Origin of the sequence: Nocardia sp. NPDC049190 (assembly GCF_040648115.1) — a bacterium.
Lineage (GTDB): Bacteria > Actinomycetota > Actinomycetes > Mycobacteriales > Mycobacteriaceae > Nocardia.
Window position 1 is genome coordinate 228656 of record NZ_JBEZDE010000006.1, and the last position, 19520, is coordinate 248175.

The 19520-nt window shown below is 66.3% G+C and carries 17 protein-coding genes and 1 riboswitch; of the genes, 7 read left to right on the top strand and 10 right to left on the bottom strand.

The window, feature by feature from the left end; all coding sequences use genetic code 11:
- Nucleotides 1-105: 105 nt before the first annotated feature.
- Nucleotides 106-206: riboswitch (glycine riboswitch) on the bottom strand.
- Nucleotides 207-306: 100 nt separating this feature from the next.
- The 7 genes from AB0B25_RS08320 to AB0B25_RS08350 all read right to left on the bottom strand — a co-directional run bounded on the left by AB0B25_RS08320 (nt 307) and on the right by AB0B25_RS08350 (nt 5662).
- On the bottom strand, nt 307-1686 hold the full coding sequence (locus AB0B25_RS08320; protein ID WP_357176370.1) for a M14 family zinc carboxypeptidase: 1380 nt from the start codon (nt 1684-1686) through the stop codon (nt 307-309).
- 15 nt (nt 1687-1701) lie between these two features.
- Nucleotides 1702-2259, bottom strand: a complete 558-nt coding sequence (locus AB0B25_RS08325; protein ID WP_357176371.1) for a MerR family transcriptional regulator — start codon at nt 2257-2259, stop codon at nt 1702-1704.
- A gap of 185 nt (nt 2260-2444) precedes the next feature.
- Nucleotides 2445-2918 carry a bifunctional nuclease family protein gene (locus tag AB0B25_RS08330; RefSeq protein WP_357176373.1) on the bottom strand — a complete coding sequence of 158 codons (474 nt, stop codon included), beginning with the start codon at nt 2916-2918 and terminating at the stop codon, nt 2445-2447.
- Between the two features lie 159 nt (nt 2919-3077).
- Nucleotides 3078-3881: a MerR family transcriptional regulator gene (locus AB0B25_RS08335; protein ID WP_357176442.1), complete on the bottom strand. Its 804-nt coding sequence runs from the start codon at nt 3879-3881 to the stop codon at nt 3078-3080.
- Nucleotides 3882-3972: 91 nt separating this feature from the next.
- The gene (locus AB0B25_RS08340) at nt 3973-4458 is read right to left on the bottom strand and encodes an FHA domain-containing protein (RefSeq protein WP_357075405.1); all 486 of its coding nucleotides are present in this window, start codon (nt 4456-4458) and stop codon (nt 3973-3975) included.
- Between the two features lie 169 nt (nt 4459-4627).
- Nucleotides 4628-5026: a glycine cleavage system protein GcvH gene (gcvH, locus tag AB0B25_RS08345; protein WP_357176375.1), complete on the bottom strand. Its 399-nt coding sequence runs from the start codon at nt 5024-5026 to the stop codon at nt 4628-4630.
- A 42-nt stretch (nt 5027-5068) separates the two neighbouring features.
- Nucleotides 5069-5662 (bottom strand): CDP-alcohol phosphatidyltransferase family protein, encoded by a 594-nt coding sequence (locus AB0B25_RS08350; protein WP_357176444.1) that lies wholly within the window; start codon nt 5660-5662, stop codon nt 5069-5071.
- Between the two features lie 220 nt (nt 5663-5882).
- On the opposite strand from AB0B25_RS08350, the gene AB0B25_RS08355 reads away from it, so the two are divergent.
- The 3 genes from AB0B25_RS08355 (at nt 5883) to AB0B25_RS08365 (ending at nt 10023) form a co-directional block, all read left to right on the top strand.
- Nucleotides 5883-7577, top strand: a complete 1695-nt coding sequence (locus AB0B25_RS08355) for a GMC family oxidoreductase (RefSeq protein ID WP_357176377.1) — start codon at nt 5883-5885, stop codon at nt 7575-7577.
- A gap of 49 nt (nt 7578-7626) precedes the next feature.
- Complete coding sequence (locus AB0B25_RS08360) at nt 7627-9024, top strand: DUF2252 domain-containing protein (RefSeq protein WP_357176379.1); 1398 nt, start codon at nt 7627-7629, stop codon at nt 9022-9024.
- 102 nt (nt 9025-9126) lie between these two features.
- Nucleotides 9127-10023 carry a nuclease-related domain-containing protein gene (locus AB0B25_RS08365; protein ID WP_357176381.1) on the top strand — a complete coding sequence of 299 codons (897 nt, stop codon included), beginning with the start codon at nt 9127-9129 and terminating at the stop codon, nt 10021-10023.
- Between the two features lie 149 nt (nt 10024-10172).
- Here the strand turns inward: AB0B25_RS08365 and AB0B25_RS08370 are convergent, their stop codons facing one another.
- The gene (locus AB0B25_RS08370) at nt 10173-11906 is read right to left on the bottom strand and encodes an FAD-dependent oxidoreductase (RefSeq protein WP_357176383.1); all 1734 of its coding nucleotides are present in this window, start codon (nt 11904-11906) and stop codon (nt 10173-10175) included.
- Nucleotides 11907-12371: 465 nt separating this feature from the next.
- Entirely contained in the window at nt 12372-12746 is a 375-nt protein-coding gene (locus AB0B25_RS08375; protein WP_357176445.1) for a cupin domain-containing protein, read from the bottom strand.
- A gap of 665 nt (nt 12747-13411) precedes the next feature.
- Between AB0B25_RS08375 and AB0B25_RS08380 the strand changes: the two genes are divergently transcribed.
- Nucleotides 13412-14056: a phosphatase PAP2 family protein gene (locus tag AB0B25_RS08380; RefSeq protein WP_357176385.1), complete on the top strand. Its 645-nt coding sequence runs from the start codon at nt 13412-13414 to the stop codon at nt 14054-14056.
- A 123-nt stretch (nt 14057-14179) separates the two neighbouring features.
- Here the strand turns inward: AB0B25_RS08380 and AB0B25_RS08385 are convergent, their stop codons facing one another.
- Entirely contained in the window at nt 14180-16111 is a 1932-nt protein-coding gene (locus tag AB0B25_RS08385; protein WP_357176387.1) for an acyl-CoA dehydrogenase, read from the bottom strand.
- Nucleotides 16112-16212: 101 nt separating this feature from the next.
- Between AB0B25_RS08385 and AB0B25_RS08390 the strand changes: the two genes are divergently transcribed.
- From AB0B25_RS08390 to AB0B25_RS08400, 3 genes are read left to right on the top strand one after another with little or no spacing between them, the layout of a single operon-like run.
- Nucleotides 16213-16866: a TetR family transcriptional regulator gene (locus tag AB0B25_RS08390; protein WP_357176389.1), complete on the top strand. Its 654-nt coding sequence runs from the start codon at nt 16213-16215 to the stop codon at nt 16864-16866.
- Nucleotides 16866-17798 carry an ABC transporter ATP-binding protein gene (locus AB0B25_RS08395; RefSeq protein WP_357176391.1) on the top strand — a complete coding sequence of 311 codons (933 nt, stop codon included), beginning with the start codon at nt 16866-16868 and terminating at the stop codon, nt 17796-17798. The genes AB0B25_RS08390 and AB0B25_RS08395 overlap by 1 nt, the downstream gene beginning before the upstream one ends.
- Nucleotides 17795-19426 carry an ABC transporter permease gene (locus AB0B25_RS08400; RefSeq protein WP_357176393.1) on the top strand — a complete coding sequence of 544 codons (1632 nt, stop codon included), beginning with the start codon at nt 17795-17797 and terminating at the stop codon, nt 19424-19426. The genes AB0B25_RS08395 and AB0B25_RS08400 overlap by 4 nt, the downstream gene beginning before the upstream one ends.
- Nucleotides 19427-19520: the final 94 nt, after the last annotated feature.

Below are 19520 nucleotides of genomic sequence, written 5' to 3' on the forward strand. Positions count from 1 at the left end.
GCCCTCCCCCTCTGTCGTGGCGCCTGAGAGATTCGGGTGCCGCGACCGACGCGAACCCTTTCCCCATGGGCGGGCAGCTCGAAGCCACCGCTTTCCAGAGGCGTCGAAGCCCGTACGGTCCCTGTTGCCTGAGAGATTGACGGGGAGGTGCTGCTCCTTCGGCGCCCGGACTCATGTCGAGACCGGGACTCTCCCGCACGGCGGCGACGCACCGTCAGTTTATGCCGACACCACACCGCAGCGCGCCGCGAGACCCACGCAGCGCCATGTCGTTCTCGTCACTCGCCGACCGCCCGCAATCCGGCATCAGATCGCCAACCCATCGCGCAACCGGGTCGCCGCGAGCATGATCACCTCCGCTTGGATCCCGACCAGGCGCGGAAGCGGCACCGGCGCGCCGGGCGCGTTGTGCTCGATCTCGGCGCACCACCCGTCGAAGACCGCGGCGAACCGGTCACGTTCGGCCGCCAGTACCGGCGATCCGACGCGCCGATATTCCGTGTCGAGCAACCGCAACAGCATGCCACCGAGCCGCAGGCGCATCATGGCCGTCCAGTCGTACTGGTGGACGAAGATCTCGCCGCGGGTCGCGATCCGGTTCCGGCTCGCCACCACCTGCCTGCTCACCGCGAGACCGGGAAGCCTGGCGACCAACGCGCGTACCGACCGCTCGAACGGGCTGCTGCCGCTCAGCCAATCGGAGACCCGGGCAAGCACATCGGCCACGACGTCGGCCAGGGCGGCGAAGTCCGCGGCCGTGGCGTCGAGCAGGTCACCCAGAACACGATCGCCCGCTGCGCCGTCGCCGATCCGCGGATCGACCCACAGTGGCAACTCGCACACCAGAATCGCCGTGCCGTAGCGCGCCACGTAGTCCCGGCAGCCACCGCCCCCCAGTGCCGCGACCGCGTCGACGCCCTGTCCTGCTAGTCGGTCGGCCATCGCGTCGAACCGCGGCAGTTCGAAAACGCCGCGCGCCAACATCCGCGCACCTGGTGTGTCGGGCTGGCCGCAATAGATCGGCACGTCCGAGGCCTCGAGTCGGTCGGTCAGCCCCGACCAATACTCCGGGTCACCGCCGGTGGTGTAGAAGAACCCCCCGCCGAATTCGGCATTGTGTAGCGAAACGATCAGAGCGGGCCGAGTGCGGTCGATCAGCGTCATCAGCGCTCTCGTCTCCGGCAGGGGTACGCCGACTCGAATGCCACGCCACGCGGTCGGAAAGCACCACTCCGGCTGTTCTACCGCGGGCGGGCGGTAGAAACCGCGCGCAACACCCGTTCTGGTGTGCGGACCCGCGAACCAGCCTTCGTTGAGCCGGGTCCCGTCCGGATCGACACACAGCACGAAGTGCCAGGTGGCATCGACCGTGCTGGCATCGTCGCGCGCCATTCTGCCGAGCAGATGACGGATCGTGGCCATGCCGATCGGCTCGTTCGGGTGCGGATTGCCGAGCACCAGGATGTGACGCGGTCCCGATCCGACCAGCACCTCGCGGATCGGATCACCGCCGCGTGATCGCCCGATCTCGGTAATCGATATTCGGCCCGGATGAGCGGCGGCCAGCACGTCAGCGAATCCGTTGAGTTCGTCGACCGTCGGGAATGCTTCGATGGGGTCGATCGGCCCCACCAGCCCGGCGATATCGTGGCTGCCTTGCACGGCGCGACGCTGTATCGCGCTCATCGAGCAGCGGTCGACCTAGCCCGTTTTCCGATTCATCCGCGCCTTACGACGGAAAGACAGCTCGTCCTCCGGTCGTTCGGTGACAGCCGACGCCCGTTCGGCCGGGAAGTTGGCGATCGCGCCGGTCAGCTCACGCATGGCTCCGCTGACGGCGATGCCGAAGACCCCTTGTCCGCCCTGCAGTAAATCGACGACCTCTTCGGGCGAAGTGCACTCATACACGGAGGTCCCGTCGGAGAAAAGGGTGATGCCGGCCAGATCCTTCACGCCGCGGCTGCGCAGGTGATCGACGGCGATACGGATGTTCTGCAGCGAAATGCCCGCGTCCAACAACCGCTTGACGATTTTGAGGACCAGGATGTCCTTGAACGAATACAGCCGCTGACTACCCGAACCCGCCGCGCCGCGGACCGAAGGCACGACCAAACCGGTGCGTGCCCAGTAGTCGAGCTGCCGGTAGGTGATCCCGGCCACCTGGCATGCGCTGGGGACGCGATAGCCGACTAGGTCGTCAGGCACCGAGTCGTCCGGGAACAGGCCTGGCTGTACCACATCCTGCGATTGCTCTGCCACTGACCACTCCCTTGCTTCGCCGACGCATTCAAAGCCTCATCGATGACCCGGCTCCGTTGACCGAACCGTTGGCGGATTCGGCCGAAACGGGCGTGGCCCAACTGTCGAGATTACTCCCCTCGATTGTCCAGGGAGCGCCCTCATCGAGCCAAACGCGACGCGCGGTAAAAGTCTCGACCTCTACTTCAGCTATCGGTTGCCTTGAAGTCGTCGGGGGATACCGACTCGAGAAATTCCTTGAACTTTTCGACCTCGTCCTCACGCTCGTCCGGCATGACGAGCCCCGCTTCCTCCAGCACCGACTCCTCGGCGTAGATCGGGCAACCCACCCGCAAGGCTATCGCCACCGAATCGGACGGGCGTGCCGAAATCCGCAAATCGTTGTCGAAAACCAAGTCCGCGTAGAAGGTGCCCTCCTGGAGATCCACGATCCTGACTTCCTTGAGCGTGTGTCCGAGTTCGGTGATGAGAACCTTGATCAAGTCGTGGGTCAACGGGCGGATCGGGGTCACCCCCTCCTGCTCGAGCACGATCGCTGTCGCCTCGGCCTGCCCGATCCAGATCGGCAGATACCGGTCTCCCGCCACCTCGCGGAGCAACAGCACGGGCTGGTTCTGTGGCTGTTCGACACGGATGCCGATCACGCGCATTTCGCTCATCGCACTGCCTCCCATACTCGCCGGCAGCCCGACATGACCGCTGCAGAACTCGCCGTACCACGAGTCTAGGCGAACCAGCACGGGTCCAGCGATCGGTGTGCACCGCCGCAATCGGCGTGTTGGATCGACGAAACCTACCGGCCGCGAGCCACCAGAGGCTCAACCCCCCAGCGAACTCCGGACCGAAGCCTTCACCAGACAGGTGTGCAGTGTCAGCGACAGCGCCGCGAGTTCACGCACCATCTCCTCGGCACGAGCCCGGGCCCCCGCATCGCGGCTCTTCGCGATCGGGGCGGCAATCTGCGCGACGAGCGCGGCCTCCCGATCGGCGGCCAGCTTGAACGCGCGCAGATGCCGTGCCTCCAAACCGAATTCGGCCATCGCCCGCGCGGTCTTCGCCAGAGTGACCGCGTCGGCGTCGAAATACCCTGCGGCACCTGGCGTGATCAGGTTGGCGCGGATCAGATCGTTGAGGAACCTGTCATCGATCTGGGCCTGGTCGAGCAGATCCGACCGAGTGAGCCGGATTTCGTGATCGAATCGCAGATCATCCGGAGAGACCGCACTCGGCACGACACCGAGCCGACGCGGCGGCGCCACGGGGCGCCCGCCGCGTTCGGGACCGGCGGCGGACTGCTCGGACTCCACCGGAACACGCGCGGATTCCGCGACAGCGCCGTGACCGGGGTGCGCTCGGGCACGGGCTTCCCGCACACCGAGCGTTGCCGCACCGCTGTCGATCGCCTCGAGTTGCTCCTTGATCACCTTCAGTGGCAGGTACTGGTCGCGTTGCGCGGTCAGTACGAACCGGAGCCGTTCCACATCCGCGACGGAGAACCGACGGTAGCCCGAGGGCGTCCGCTCCGGCCGGATCAGGCCCTCCGCTTCCAGGAAACGGATCTTGGAGATGGTGACGTCCGGAAAATCGGGACGCAGCAGGTCGAGTACGGAGCCGATCGACATGCCTCCGCGAGCCCACTGCGCCGCACCGGTCACAGCGCCAGGTCCTTCATGACCCTGAGCCTTTCATGAGTGAGACCCAGCGCCGACGTGGTCATAGACTGCCCGCACCCGCCGACGTATCCGTAACTTGTGCGCGCGGTCCCGTGAGGAACACCAGCCGGAACTTGCCGATCTGCACCTCGTCACCATTCTGCAACTCCGAGGAGTCCACCGGCTCCCGGTTCACATAGGTGCCGTTCAGGCTGCCCACGTCGACGACCTGGAACGAATCGTCGTCCTGACGGAACTCGGCGTGCCGACGACTGACGGTGACGTCATCGAGAAAGATGTCACTGTCGGGGTGACGACCCGCCGACGTGGTCGGCTGATCCAGCAGGAACCGCGAGCCCGCATTCGGGCCGCGCTTGACGACCAAGAGGGCCGCGCCAACGGGCAGACCCTCGACCCCTTGGACCGGCTGCTCGCCGGTCGGCTCCCCGGAGCGCGACGCGTCGACCTCGTTCAGGAAATCCGCGCGGAAGACCGACGTTGTCTCGGCCGCGGTCTCCCCGTAACCCGGGTCTTTGTTCTCGCTCACCGTTTCTCTCCTCCTCGAACCTGATTATCACATGCAAGCAGGTGATGTTTGTGACATCACGACCTGCCGTCGAGTCCCTAGATTCCCGGCACAACCGCCGGGTGCATCTGTTGGCATTGACCGTACCCTGCCAGGCCGCACCCGTGCAGGTGGAACTGGCAAGGCTGCTTCAGCCCCCGATAACTGCTTGATAACCTGCGGCATCCAACAGTTCATCGAGCGTCGCATCCAGGCTCACCGCGTCGCTCACCTCCAGCTCGAACAGCCATCCCTCACCGTAGGGGTCGGTGTTCAAAGTCTCCGGCTCCGAGGTCAACTTCTCGTTCACCGCAACGACTTTCGCGCCCATCGGCGCGTAGATGTCGGACACGCTCTTGGTCGACTCCACCTCCGCGATGCTGGCCGAGGCGACCACATCCGCGTCCGTCTCGGGCAACTGCACGAACACAACGTCACCGAGTTGAGACTGGGCGTAGTCGGTGATGCCCACCCGGACCCGGGTCGGGGCGATCCGGCGCACCCACTCATGCTCCTCGGTGTAGCGCAGATCCTCGGGGGTCTGGGTCACAGGCCGTCCTTTCGTTTGAACGTTGCAAGCAAACTCTATCGGCTATGCCGTTCGGTGTGACACTGCCGGTATCGCTCTCGCGACCGCGACGGCTCTGCCGGTGTACAGCATGCCGGTCCACACGTAGACCGCCGTACCCCAGACCAGTAATGCCCCGCCGAAGGCCCGCCCGAAACCGTCGCCCGCCCAGTCCATCTGCCCGGCCAGTAGCCAGGGCAGCGCCGACATCAACGCGAAGGTGGCGGCCTTGCCCAGGTAGATCACCTCCGGCGGGGGCAGGGCGCGACGTTTGTACACCGACAGCGTCACGGTGAGCACGACGTCTCGCCCGACCAGGATCACCGCCACCCACCACGGGATCAGTCCGCGGATCACGAAGGCAGCCAGCGTCGTGACCAGAAACAGCCGGTCCACGAACGGATCGAGCAGCGCGCCCAGTCGCGAAGACTGGTCGAGCAACCGCGCGAGTTTGCCGTCCAGGAAGTCGGTGACGCCGCTGGCGACCAGCAGTGCGAATGCCCAGCCGTCGGCCCGCTCGACCAGCAGTAACCACAGGAAAAGCGGAACGCCGAGCAGTCGCAGCACGCTGAGCACATTCGGCACGGTCAGGATGCGGTCGGCAAAGATACCCTGCAACGCGCCGTCGGCGCCGGCGCGCTCCCCGGGTTCCGTCGTGCCCGATTCGGTTGTCACGACCCCGTGCATACCGCACCAACCCGGCCGCCGCCATCTCCGGCGCCGATTTCCGCGCGATCCGCGCCCCGGACGCCCTACTCGAATGGTTTTCGCCACAACCCGACAGTGACAGAATGAGTATGAAATCATCTCACCCATCGCGGGTGTGCGAGAGGAAGTCATGTCCACATTCGACTATGACGTGGTGGTGATCGGTTCCGGCTTCGGCGGCAGCGTCAGCGCGTTGCGGCTCACCGAGAAGAATTATCGGGTCGGCGTGCTCGAGGCTGGTCGGCGGTGGAACGACGACGACATCCCCGCCACGAACTGGAATGTGCGTACATCGATCTGGGCGCCCCGGCTCGGCTGCACCGGGCCACAGCGGATCAGCCTGCTCGGCAAGTGCGCCGTATTCTCCGGGGTCGGCGTCGGCGGCGGCTCGCTCATCTATGGCAACACCCTCTACGAACCGCTACCGAACTTCTATACCGACCGGCAGTGGAACCACATCACCAACTGGCGCGCGGAGCTGGCGCCGTACTACGACCAGGCCAAGCGCATGCTCGGCGTTGCGCCCAACCCGCGCATGACCCCGGCCGACGAGGTGATCCAGCAGATCGCCGAAGACCTCGACGTCGCCGACACCTTCCACCCCACCGACGTCGGTGTGTTCTTCAACGAGAGCAATCCGGGCACGGAGGTCGACGATCCCTACTTCGGCGGCGCCGGGCCGCGCCGCAGCGGCTGCGTGCACTGCGCACGGTGCTTGACCGGCTGCCCGCACAACGCCAAGAACACGACCACCACCAACTACCTCTACCTGGCCGAGCAGGCGGGCGCTCAGGTGCATCCATTGACCACCGCCACCACCGTCCGCCCGCTGCCCGACGGCGGCTACGCGGTCGAGACCCAACGGTCCGACCGCTGGATCCGCAAGCAGCGCAGGACCTTCACCGCCGAGCAGGTGGTACTCGCGGGCGCCGCCCTCGGCACCCAGAAGTTGCTGCACAAGATGCGCGACGACGGCGTGCTTCCCCGCCTGTCGCCCCGACTCGGCGAGCTGACTCGCAGCAACTCCGAGGCGATCCTCAACGTGGTGAGCCGCTCACGCAACGATTTCGCCGAGGGCGTCGCGATCACCTCCTCGATCCATCCGGAGGCCGACACCCACGTCGAGGTGTGTCACTACGGGAAGCGGCAGAATGCACTGTTCCCGATGTCGGTGCCGATCGTCGACGGCGGCGCGTTCCGCTTCCTCCGGTTTCTGCTGGCAATCCTGCTGCACCCGCTGGTATTCCTCCGCAGTCTCAACGCACGGCACGCGTCGGAGAAGTCGGTGATCCTGCTGATCATGCAGTCACTGGACAACTCCCTGACCTCGTTCCGACGGCGCGGACGACTCGTGACCAGGCCGGGTACCGGTGCGCCGAACCCGACCTGGATCCCGCTGGCACACGACATCGGCCGCCGCTTCGGCGCGAAGGTCGACGGCGACACCCACGGCCTGATCATGGACGTGTTCGGCATCCCGGCGACCGCTCACTACATCGGCGGCTGCGTCATCGGCGACAGCCCGGAGACCGGTGTGGTCGACCCGTATCAACGGGTGTATGGGCATCCCGGCCTACACGTCGCGGACGGCTCCGCGGTGACCGCCAACCTCGGCGTGAACCCGTCGCTGACCATCACCGCGCAAGCCGAGCGCGCGATGGCGTTCTGGCCCAACCGGAACGAGCCCGACACCCGGCCGGAACTGGGATCGGCCTACCTGCGCATCGCACCGGTGCCGCCGGCCCGCCCCGCGGTGCCTACCACCGCGCCCGGTGCGTTGCGACTACCGATCGAGCCCGTCCTGCCCGCGATTCCCGCCGAGTGAGGCCGACGCCACATCGGTTTCCGCCCGCCAGCCGCTAGCGTGATTCGTCATGTCCGACAGTGGTATCGACCTACGCTCCTATGCACCCGCGGAGCAGATCCGCGCCAGGGGGCGCGCGCTGCGCCAGCGGGTGGCGCCCCTCGCGCGTGACCGGGAGGCGACCAGTGCGCACCGTCCCGGCGTACAGGAGTTCGTCGAGGCGAGCAACGCGGGCAGACTGCCGCATCTGAGGCCCCTCCGTGTCGGCCGGATGATCGCCTCACCGTTCACCTTCTACCGAGGCGCGGCGGGGTTGATGGCGGCCGATCTCGCGGGTGGCCCGCACAGCGGGCTCGCCGCCCAGCTGTGCGGCGACGCGCACGCCGCCAACTTCGGCCTCTACGGCACCGCGCGCGGCGAAATCATCATGGACATCAATGATTTCGACGAGACCATCGCGGGCCCGTGGGAGTGGGATCTGGAGCGACTCGCGGCCAGTCTGGTGCTGGCGGGCCGCGAGGGCGGTGCCGACGAGGACGATTGCCGCGCGGCGGCCCGCGACGCGGTGCGCGCCTATCGCGTGGCGGTGGACGAACTGGCCGCCATGCCGTTCCTGGCATCGTGGACCGCGCTACCCGACGAGTCGGTGATCACCCAGGCCAAGGCCGAGGCCCTGCTGGACGATTTCGAGAAGGCCGCGAAGAAGGCCCGCAAGAACACCAGCGCCAAGGTGGTGGCCAAGTGGACCGAGCACCTCGACGACCAGGAGAACGGCATCCCCAGACACCGATTCGTCAGCGACCCACCGATTCTCACCGCCGTCGAGGACCGCGTCGCCGCGGCGGTGATCGGAGGACTGGAGCGCTACGCCGAGACCCTGCGCGAATCCCGGCGCAACCTGATCGCCCGCTTCGCGGTGTCCGACATCGCGTTTCGCATTGTGGGTACCGGAAGTGTCGGGCTGCACACCTACCTCGCGCTACTGCACGGCAACGACGGTGAGTCGCTGATCCTCCAGGTGAAGCAGGCCACCCCCTCGGTACTGGCCCCGTATCTGCCGACGACCACCACTCGGCACGAAGGGGAACGGATCGTGCAGGGCGCCAGAATCGTTCAGTCCGAGACCGATATTCTGCTGGGTTGGACCTCATTGGACCCGACCGGCGTCGGCGCCGAATTGCCGTTCATAGTACGGCAATTCCGCAATTCGAAGGGCCGCATAGACCCCACCGGCTTGCCCGCGGACGATCTCGACGACTACGGAAGGTTGGCGGGCGCACTGCTGGCCAGAGCCCATTCGCGTTCCCTGGATCCACGACTGCTGTCGGGGTACCTGGACGGTGACGAATGCTTCGACGACTCGGTGGCGAGTTTCGCGGTGCGCTACGCCGACCGTACCGAGGCCGACCACGCCGAGCTGGTCGCGGCGGTCCGCGCGGGCCGGATCGCAGCCGAACAACCGGATTAGTTCCGCCCCCAACACGCCCATTCTTGGCGTGGGCGCGGCGAACTCGGCGCGCGACCTCGTATCCTGTCCACTGTCGAGTATCGACGTGAAGGGCGGTCGCCAATGCTCGTACGAGTTCAGAACGCCGCAGGCACCAATGCCGAGCGGGCTCTGATCGATTGGTTGCGCGCCTGGAAGGATCCCACGAGTCCGCACGGCGTCGCGACCATCAACTGCAGCCTGTTCCACCAGGACAAGCTGCACCAGTTCGACGCGGTGGTGTGGACGCCGACCAGTTGCGTGGTGATCGAGACCGAGGCGCTCGTCGCCCGGCAGGACGGCGTCCTGGAGGTCCCCCTCAACGCTGGGTGGACGATCAACGGTGAGCCTGCCGCGACAGAACGCCGTGACCGCGGCACACCGCTGGAAAGGTCCCGCGACCACACCTTCGCGCTGCAGAGCTGGCTCGCCGCCCGTGGACTCGGGCAGCGCGTAGTGCACGGTGTCGCGCTGATCGTCCCGCTGCGCGGCGCCCAGTTGAAGATCGAGCAGGCGTGGACCGATCCGAGCTTCGACGTGATCATCGGCGACGACCCCGGTCGGCTCCAGCACTACTTCGACTCGCTCGCCGAGCAGGAGAGCTTCCTGTGGACGGCCAACGATATCGCCGTCGCGTTCCGTGGCCTCGGCATTCTGCCCTATCTGCCAGCGCCACAGGAACTACTCAACGAGGGTTTCCTCGGTCCGATCGACATTACCCTGTGGCACGGCGGGCCGAATCAGGCGCAGGCCGAGGCCTACGCCCAGGAGTTGGCGCAGGCCGAACAGGACGCGCAGAACTCCCCCTTCGCCATCGAAGCGCCGTGGTACAGCCCGTGGAAGCTGTATCCGAGGGAATCCGGCGACCTCGATCTCGGCCGCACGTTCATGCGCACCGTCCTGGCGATCGGCATGATGATCGGCGCCGCCTGGATGCTGTGGTTCGTGGTCACCGCGATACTGACCTACGGCCCGGGCTGATCGGCCGAAGCGGGCGGACCCGCTGCTACCGAGCCGGTTTCGCCCCGAGGCGCCAGCGCGTAGCAACGAAGGGCGCGGGCCGCGCAAGACCCGCCGGCGCTACCACCACGCGGGCGCGCTTACGCTGTGTCTTGTCCCGTTCATTCGACTCATTCGACCAGCTTGCCGGCAGTGGAGACCTCCCGCATGAGTCGGGCGATGTCGTCAGGGACCTCGGGGATGCCCTCCCGTTCGATCCGACCGGGCCCGGACCACACCAAATTCACGCGCAGGTCGGGATCGAGTTCGGGGTAATCGGAACGGTTGTGGCAACCACGCGTTTCGCGTCGTTCCAGGGCAGCCTCCAGTGTGGCGCGAGCGGCGATCGCCGACGATCTCAGGTCGAACGCGTGCGCCAGATCCTGGAAGCCCGCGGGGTCTGGATGTACTCCGATGTGGGTCATCCGTTCCTCGATCCGATCGAGATCCGATAGTCCGGTTCGAATTCCGGCGTCGTCGCGGACCACACCGGCGTGCTCGGTCATCGCGTCGCGCAGGGCGCGTTGTAAGGCGCGCACGTTCTCCTTGCCGTCGGTGGCCAATAGTTCGTCCACCTCACTGCGAGCGTCGGCGAGCGCGCCCGGTGACCGACGCTGGGCGGACAATTCGGCCGAGTAGCGCGCTACGGCCTCGCCGACGATCCGGCCGTACACGAACAGTTCGATCAGTGAGTTGCCGCCGAGCCGGTTGGCGCCGTGCAGACCGCTGGACGCCTCGCCGATCGCGTAGAGGCCTTCGACGTCGGTTCCGTGGTCGTGCGACCGTACCCACACGCCGCCCATCGAGTAGTGCGCGGTGGGCGCGATCTCGATCGGGTCGCGGGTGATGTCGAGCATCTGTAGTTCCAGCATGGTCTGGTAGACCCGTGGCAACCGCTGCATGATCGTCTCGCGCGGTAGATGCGACACATCAAGCCAGACACCACCGTGCGCGGTGCCCCTGCCCTCCTTGATCTCCGTGTAGGCGGCAAGCGCCACCCTGTCGCGGGTCGACAGTTCCATCCGCTCCGGGTCATACCGGGTCATGAATCGCTCGCCTGCCGCGTTCCGGAGGATCCCGCCTTCGCCCCGTGCGGCTTCCGACACCAACGTGCCTGCGGCGTTCTCCGGCTCGATGAGCCCGGACGGGTGGAATTGCACGAGTTCCGGATCACGGATCCGACCACCGGCGAGCAGGGCGAGCCGAAACGAGTCACCGGTGTTCTCATCGCGCCTCGACGAAGTACGACGCCAAATCCGGGTATGCCCGCCGGCGGCGAGGATGATGGCATCAGCGTGAAAAACGTAGCGTCGACCGTTGTCGAGATCGAACCCATACGCACCGAACACAACGTTGTCGTGCACGAGAATTCGCGTCACATAACAGGTATCCAGTATCTGTACACCGAGCTGAGCGGCACGGTTCACGATTGTCCGCTGGATCTCCAGGCCGGTGTAATCGCCGGCGAATGCGGTCCGCCGGTAGGTGTGCGCACCGAAGAACCGCTGGGAAATACGCCCATCCGATTCCCGAGCGAACGGCATTCCCCAGCGCTGTAGGTCGTCGATGCCGCGAGCGGCATTCTCGGTGACGATCCGCACGGTCTCCGGGCGGGCGAGAAGGTAACTCTCCTTGATCGTGTCGGCCGCGTGCTGCTGCCAGGTATCTTCGGGGTCCATGGTCGCCAGTGCGGCGTTGATGCCGCCCGCCGCCAGCGTGGTGTGTGCGTCCCCCTTCGCTCGTTTACCCACCACCAGCACGTCGACGCCCCGCTCGGCCAGTTCGATCGCTGCCCGTAATCCGGCCCCACCGGTGCCGATCACGAGCACCGACGTCGCGATCTGGTGTTCGCTCGAATAGTCCATCAATGTTCCCTTCAAGTTCTTTCTCTTCACGATCCAAGCGGTCGCGTAGCCACGGTCACGTGGGTAACTGCCGGCCCACCCACGTGACCCGTCTGCGGCGGACAAGCCGATCCCACCGCTTCGTCCGCGCGAACTGCACGCCCCCCAGCGAGCCGCCAACCCCCTCCCGCCGAAGTATCTCGACGGTGGCCGGCGACCGCCGCACCCGGATCGAGACTCGTCGTCGCTCCGGACGAAGCCGCGCGCCACCATGGAACACGTTCTGGGCTCACGACATCGACAGCGCCGTCCACCGAAGCGCGCGGTCAGCCGACTGGCCGCCGCCGACGTCAGCCGCTGGGATTGCACCCGGCGCCGACAACCGCTCCGCACCGTTCGGGGTCGAAGAGCCCGAAACACAACCAGACGTACCTACTGGCGCGCACGAGCGGTACAGCCGGCTAGCTCAGGCGCGTGAGTAATCCGCTATGGACGCTGTGCCCGCAGGTGGCTGCGCTGTGCGAGTTCCTCGGCGCTCACCGGAATCAGCATCGGCTGGCCAGGGGCGCAGAACATGGTCACGACAAAGGCCGATTCGGCGTCGTCGAGGTTGTTCCCGTCTTGGTAGTGGATGACATCGCCACCAGGCTCCCAGAACGTCTCACCGGCCGCGACGACTCGTTGCGGCTCGCCTTCCAATTCGAAGATCATCTCGCCCTTGACGACGTAGCCGTATGCCGGACCGGAATGCCGATGCGGCGGCGACCCCGCAGACCGAGGGGGGAGTTTGACCAGGATCGTCATAGCTTCGGCGCCATCCGGGATTTGCGGCGCTCCCGGAACAGACCCGATCACCTCGATTTCGGGAGGGTCCGTCGTCGCGTCCGGGTTCTCGAGGTGGTGCGTGTGTTGTGTGGTCACGGTTCTTCCCTTCGAGCGAACTACCTACCGAGTGAAGACGGGGCAGCTGGGGAATCTGTGACACCTCCACTGGTTGCCCTCGGACGGCTAACCAGCGGATTCTCGTTCAACCGAGTGAGCAACGCCACGATATCCATGGTCGGGAACGGCTGGGCCGTAGTGGCGACCCTTCCTGGTCGCTCTCCTTCCAAGACACGTCCACAACTTGCCGATGCACCGAAGTCGAGCCGCATTTCGTCGGGTCGGCTGCGGCACCGTTTAAGCGTCTTCAGAATTACACCGAAAATATCGTACTGTTCCGAGGATCTCGCAATCATTTTATCAAGCCGGCCCTCATCTGAGCCGACCGAGAACTATTCGCAACATGGACAACCATCACGAACACCGACCCGCTCCGCGTCCCGACCGATCGCAAAGCGGCAAATATCCGACACAGAATGAATAAATAGTTTTGATTTCGATGAATACATACAATCAGTTCGTCGCCACTGGTCGTCGTGCCTATGGTGGACAACACTCCGGCCGACTCGGGCGTCCCGGCTCAGGTGTCCATCGCGTGCCACCAGCAGTGCGCTGTCCGGTATGCCGGTGACTATCGTCGAGCGGTGCTCGCTGTTCGGCAGAATTCCATCCCACGACATCGCGCTCGCCTCGGCGTCGCCGCGACCGGGGCGGCCGTCACCGTCGCAGTGCCATTGACCCTGCCGGCCGATGGCGGTTCATCCTCGGTCGATCGTGCGATCGCCGAACCACTGCACTCGGCGTGGATCACGCGCTCCGGCATCTGCGAGGCGCTCGTGCTCCCGAGCAACGGCTATCTGCTGATCCCGGTGCTCGTGCTGGCCAGCGCATGGTTCGCGCACCACGGTGACCGGCGACGGGCGGTAACGATGGCCGTGGTCCCGGAACTCGCCGTCGCGATCAACACCTGGCTGCTGAAACCGCTGTGGGGACGGCAGTTGCACGACTATCTCGCTTACCCGAGCGGACACACCGTGCACTTGGTGGCCATTGCCACCGCCTTCATGCTGCTGGCCGGCGCGCCCCACGCGCGGTATGCGGTGTGCGCGGTGGCCAGCATGGCGTTGGCGGCGACCGCCACGGGAATGATCGGCCTGGACTACCACCATCCGACGGACATCCTCGGCGGCGCCGCGGCGGCGATCACGATGGTGACGCTGCTGTGCTGGGCGGCCGAATCGCTACCCCACTGGCACAGCACTGCCCGAACCAGCAGACTCGGCACCTGAGTTCGTGACCACACCTCGGCCGATCGGCGATTGAACCGTGGGCGACGCGGCAATTCGGTTGCCGACGATCAGCCGAGCACCCGGTGGACGCGGCGACGAGGTACGCGGTCGACGTTTCCGCGACTACGTCCGGTCGAACACGCTCGCGTCGTGGAGCATGGCGGCGCGCAGCATCGTCTCGGGCACGCCCATGGCCTCGACCAAGGTCTGCGCGTGTGGACGCAGCCGGTCGACCAGCTCGTTCACGCCGCGACGTACCGCCTTCGCTCGTTCGACCGACATGAACCGATGCATGATGTACCAGGCCTGGTTCTCCTCGATCGTCGAGTAGACGAATAGATCGCACATCGCGTCCGCCAGCGCACGCGCCTCCGGGTCGTGGATGCCGGCGATGCCCTCGATGAAGGCCTCCAACACCAGGCGGTCGATGTGGGCCGAACCAGCAGCCAAGATGTGGTCCTGGGCGTTGTTGAACGATTCGAACGGGCCGGTGTCCTGCGCTCGGGCGCGCAGCCGGTGCCCCGCGGTGCGGACCAAGTAGTCCTCGCGGTCGGCGAACAACTGCAACTGCACCGCACGACGGGAAAGGTCGCCTTCGTCGATGGACTCGTCACCCCGGTCTTTGAGAGTCTGGATCAGCTGGCGCACACCGGATCGCTTGCGCACCACGTCACCGGCCATGGTCGCGGCGAAACGCACCCACCCGAGCGCATCCAGGTCCCGCACTTCGTCGGCATACGCGGTGAGCAGTTCCTTGGCGACCAACTGCGTGAGCACGACGTTGTCGCCCTCGAACGTGGTGAAGACATCGGTGTCGGCCTTGAGCGTGACCAGACGGTTCTCCGTCAGATAGCCTGCACCGCCGCATGCTTCACGGCATTCCTGAATGGCGCGGGTGGCGTGCTCGGTCTGCGCGACCTTCAGTCCCGCCGCGCGCTTCTCCAGAGCGCGTTGCGCGCCCGGCTCGAGATCCTGGCCGGTCTGCACCAGGTGCATCCGCCGCACCAGGTCGTTCTGCGCGAAGGCGAGCGCGTAGGACTTCGCGACCAAGGGCAGCAGCCTGCGCTGGTGGTTGCGGTAATCCAACAGGACTGTCTCCACACCGGTGTCCGGGTCGGCGAACTGGCGACGCTGCAGTGCGTATCGCACCGCGATACTCAGCGCGACCCGCGCACCGGCCGCCGCGGCGCCGCCGACACTCACGCGGCCGCGCACCAGAGTGCCGAGCGTGGTGAAGAACCGTCGGCTCGGGTTGTCGATCTCGGAGCTGTAGGAGCCGTCCGGGGCGACGTCGGCATAGCGGTTGAGCAGGTTCTCCCTGGGAATCCGCACCTGGTCGAACATGATGCGACCGTTGTCGACACCGGGCAGTCCGCCCTTGAGTCCGTCGTCGTAGGTGGTCACGCCGGGCAGGTCAGCGCCGTTCTCGTCGCGGATCGGCACCAGCAGACAGTGCACGCCGCGGTTCTCGCCGTCGGTGATCAACTGCGCGAAAACCGCCGCTATCCTGGCGTGTTCGGCCGCGCCGCCGATGTAATCCTTGCGTGCCGACGGTGTCGGCGAGTGCACGACGAACTCCTGGGTCTGCGGATCGTAGGTCGCCGTCGTCTCCAGGTTCGCGACGTCGCTCCCATGCCCGGACTCGGTCATGGCGAAGCACCCGAGCAGATCCAACGAGATCAACCGCTTGATGTACTCCCGGTGCCGGTCGGTGCCGAGGTTCTCCACCGCACCACCGAACAGACCCCACTGCACTCCGGCCTTCACCCACAGCGACAGATCCGCGTAGGCGAGCATCTCCAGGCCGACCACCGCCGCCCCCGGCTCGCTGGTCCCACCGTTCTCCCGCCGGAACCCCCGCTCGGCGTAGCCCAGGGAGGCGACGGCGCGCATCTGATCGAGCACCCGCGCGCGCGCCGCCTCGAAGTCGAGCGACGGATCTCCGGCGAACTCGTCTCCGGCCAGCTGGATACGGGCCTCTTCCCGGATACCCGCCCAGGGTCCGTCCAAGGCAATACGTAGGTGATCGGCCGTGGTCGCGGCGCCGGTAGTCATGACCCGACGATAGTCCGGCGCGTGGACGGCACACCGTTGACGTAACAAGTCGCACACTGCCCCTTGCTAGACTTTGAACGCACGTTTAATATACTGAACATGTGTTTAGCAAACAGCCCGTTTCGCAAGGATCCGCCGACGATCTGACCACCGCGGCCCGCATCCGCGACGCCGCGATCGAGGTATTCGGCGAACACGGATTCCAGGTCGGAGTCCGCGCGATCGCCGCGGCCGCCGGCGTCTCCCCCGGGTTGGTGAACCATCACTTCGGTTCCAAGGACGGCTTGCGCGCCGCCTGCGACGACCGAGTGCTCTACGTGATCCGGGACGAGAAGATCAAGGCGACCACCGCGCCTTCGGTCGCGAAAGGCATGCTCAACGCCCTCGCCGAGATCGAGTCGTTCGGACCGCTCGTCGCCTACATGGTGCGCAGCCTGCAGGCGGGCGGGCCGCTGGCGGAATCTTTGTTCGACCATATGGTTTCCGACGCGGAGGAATACCTCCAACTGGCGGTCGAGGCGGGCACGGCAAAACCGAGTCGCGACCCGGCAGCGCGCGCCAGATACCTGACCCTGCTCAATGTCGGCGCCACTCTGCTGTATATGCAGATGCGCCAGCAACGCGGCGGAAAGATCGACTACCGCAAGGCAATTCGAGAGTTATCCGACGAGATCACCCCTCCGGCCCTCGAGTTCTACACTCAGGGCCTGCTCAGCGATTCAACGATCTTGGACACATTCACCAAGGAGACCTGATGTCCGGCATCATCGAAGTCCACGATCTCCGTAAAACCTTCGGCCATGTCACCGCGCTCGATGGACTGAATCTCGTGGTGACTGAGGGCGAGATCCACGGATTTCTCGGTCCCAACGGCTCGGGCAAGTCGACCACTATCCGGGTGCTGCTCGGCATCCTGCGCGCCACGTCGGGTCGAGCTCGACTCCTCGACCGAGATCCGTGGGCCGACGCCGTCGCCCTCCACCACGAACTGGCCTATGTCCCCGGCGATGTCACGCTGTGGCCGTCGCTGTCGGGCGGCGAGACCATCGATCTGCTGGCCAGGATGCGCGGCGGCAGCAATCAGGCACGCCGCGCGGAACTGATCGACCGCTTCGACCTCGACCCGCGCAAGAAAGCACGCACCTACTCCAAGGGCAACCGCCAGAAGGTCGCGCTGATCTCCGCGTTGGCCTCGGACGCGCGCCTGCTGCTGCTGGACGAACCGACCTCCGGTCTCGACCCGCTGATGGAGCAGGTCTTCCGGGAGTGCGTGCACGAGGCGCGGCAGCGCGGCGCCACTGTCCTGCTGTCCAGTCACATCCTCTCCGAGGTCGAAGCGCTGTGCGACCGGGTGACCATCATCCGGTCCGGGCGAACGGTGGAGAGCGGCTCACTGTCGGACCTGCGCCACCTCTCACGCACCTCGATCACCGCCGAATTGCTCGGCGATGCCGGCGATCTCAGCCGTATCCCGGGCGTGGAGGATATCGAGTGGGACGGCTCCACCCTGCGCTGCCAGGTCGACAGCGAGCACCTCGGCGAACTGATTCGGGTACTCGGCGACACCGGGGTGCGCAGCCTGACCAGCAAGCCGCCCACGCTCGAAGAACTGTTCCTGCGGCACTACCACGTCGACGGCCGGACACCCGAGTCCGCCGCGACCACCGGGGAGAGGGTGCGAGCATGACCACCACCGCCGACCGATTCACCGCGACACCGACATTCGGCCTTTCCGGCAATTTCGCGGGTACCGGCAGCCTGCTGCGGCTATTCCTTCGGCGGGACCGGATCGTGCTGCCACTGTGGACATTGCTGATCGGTCTGATGCCCGCCATCCAGATCGCCAGCATCAAGGATCTGTACAGCTCCCAGGCCCAGCTGGACAGCTTCGCGACGACCACGGCCCACAGCCCGGCGCTGCTGGCCATGTACGGCCCGGTGTTCAGCTCCGAGCTCGGCTCGATCGGCACCTGGAAAGCAGGCGCCATGTACACGATCATCGCGATCGCCACGGTGTTGACAGTGATCCGACACACCAGGGTCGAGGAGGAGACCGGTCGCGCGGAACTGGTGGGCTCGACGAGCATCGGTCGCTATGCCGGGCTCACCGCCGCACTGATCATGACCTATGCCGGCGCGTTGTTCGCCGGAATCGTGTGCGCGTTGTCGCTCGCCGGCAACGACCTGCCCGGCGCGGGCTCACTCGCGTTCGGCGCGGCGCTCGCCGCCTCGGGTCTCCTCTGGGGTTCCCTCGCCGCGGTGGCCGCCCAGGTGAGCACGAGCGCACGGGTTGCCCGTGGCGTGGCGTTCGGCACGCTCGGCGCCACTTTCGCACTGCGGGCGGTCGGCGACGCCGGAAATGGTGTGCTGTCCTGGTTTTCGCCGATCGGATGGTGCCTACAGATCCGGCCGTACGCGAACGAACGCTGGTGGGTGCTGATCCCGCTGTGCGCTGTCGCGGTACTCGGGACCGTCGCCGCGTACGCGCTGCTCGGCAACCGCGATACCGGCTCGGGACTGCTCGCCGAACGCCCTGGGCCGCCGTCCGCGACAGCCGGCCTGTCCGGCCCGCTCGGACTGGCCTGGCGGCTACAGCGCGGCACGCTGCTGGCCTGGACGATCGGATTCGCGCTCTACGGTCTGCTGATCGGCGGTGCGGTCAACAGCGTCGGTGACATGCTCGGCAGTAGCGACACCATCCGTGACGTGGTCACCAGGATGGGTGGCTCGGAGCAATTGCAGCAATCGTTCATCACCTATGCCATCACAATGCTCGCGGCGGCCGCGTCCGCCTACTCGATCTCCGCCGCGTTGCGGCTGCACGACGAGGAGTCCAGCGGGCGGGTCGAGGCGACCCTGTCCGGCGCCGTCGGCCGCGCCCGATACACGCTCAGCCATATCGGTTTCGCGCTCCTCGGTCCCGCGGCGGCGCTGCTGATCGCCGGCACGGCGATCGGTGTCGTGTACGGCGCCGCCACCGGCGACCTGGCTGGGAAATTGCCGCAATCACTCGGCGCGGCGGCCGTGCAGCTGCCGGCGGTCTGGGTGCTCACGGGCATCACGGTGGCGCTGTACGGTCTGGCACCGCGATTCACACCGGTCGCGTGGGGTGTGCTCAGCGCCATGGTGGTGCTCTACTTCGTCGGCTCGCTGGACGGGCTGCCCCAGTGGATGGTGGATCTGGTGCCGTATGTGCACCCGCCGAAGGTGCCCGGCGCCCAGTTCCGAGCCCAGCCGGTGCTGTGGCTACTCGGCATCGCCACGCTCCTGATCGGTGTCGGCGTCGCCGCGTTCCGCCGGCGTGACCTGCGCTGATTCGCCAGGTTCGGTGGCCCGCGCGAGCACGTCGCGCGGGCCACTTCTCGTGGTGGGGCAGTTCCGGGTCGCGCCAGGAAGTAGTCAGGCAATA

Bases quoted from the DNA above. Each gene is read 5' to 3' on its own strand.
- AB0B25_RS08320 (WP_357176370.1), bottom strand. From the start codon at position 1,686: ATGAGCGCGATACAGCGTCGCGCCGTGCAAGGCAGCCACGATATCGCC.
- AB0B25_RS08330 (WP_357176373.1), bottom strand. From the start codon at position 2,918: ATGAGCGAAATGCGCGTGATCGGCATCCGTGTCGAACAGCCACAGAAC.
- AB0B25_RS08335 (WP_357176442.1), bottom strand. From the start codon at position 3,881: ATGTCGATCGGCTCCGTACTCGACCTGCTGCGTCCCGATTTTCCGGAC.
- AB0B25_RS08355 (WP_357176377.1), top strand. From the start codon at position 5,883: ATGTCCACATTCGACTATGACGTGGTGGTGATCGGTTCCGGCTTCGGC.
- AB0B25_RS08360 (WP_357176379.1), top strand. From the start codon at position 7,627: ATGTCCGACAGTGGTATCGACCTACGCTCCTATGCACCCGCGGAGCAG.
- AB0B25_RS08365 (WP_357176381.1), top strand. From the start codon at position 9,127: ATGCTCGTACGAGTTCAGAACGCCGCAGGCACCAATGCCGAGCGGGCT.
- AB0B25_RS08370 (WP_357176383.1), bottom strand. From the start codon at position 11,906: ATGGACTATTCGAGCGAACACCAGATCGCGACGTCGGTGCTCGTGATC.
- AB0B25_RS08385 (WP_357176387.1), bottom strand. From the start codon at position 16,111: ATGACTACCGGCGCCGCGACCACGGCCGATCACCTACGTATTGCCTTG.
- AB0B25_RS08395 (WP_357176391.1), top strand. From the start codon at position 16,866: ATGTCCGGCATCATCGAAGTCCACGATCTCCGTAAAACCTTCGGCCAT.
- AB0B25_RS08400 (WP_357176393.1), top strand. From the start codon at position 17,795: ATGACCACCACCGCCGACCGATTCACCGCGACACCGACATTCGGCCTT.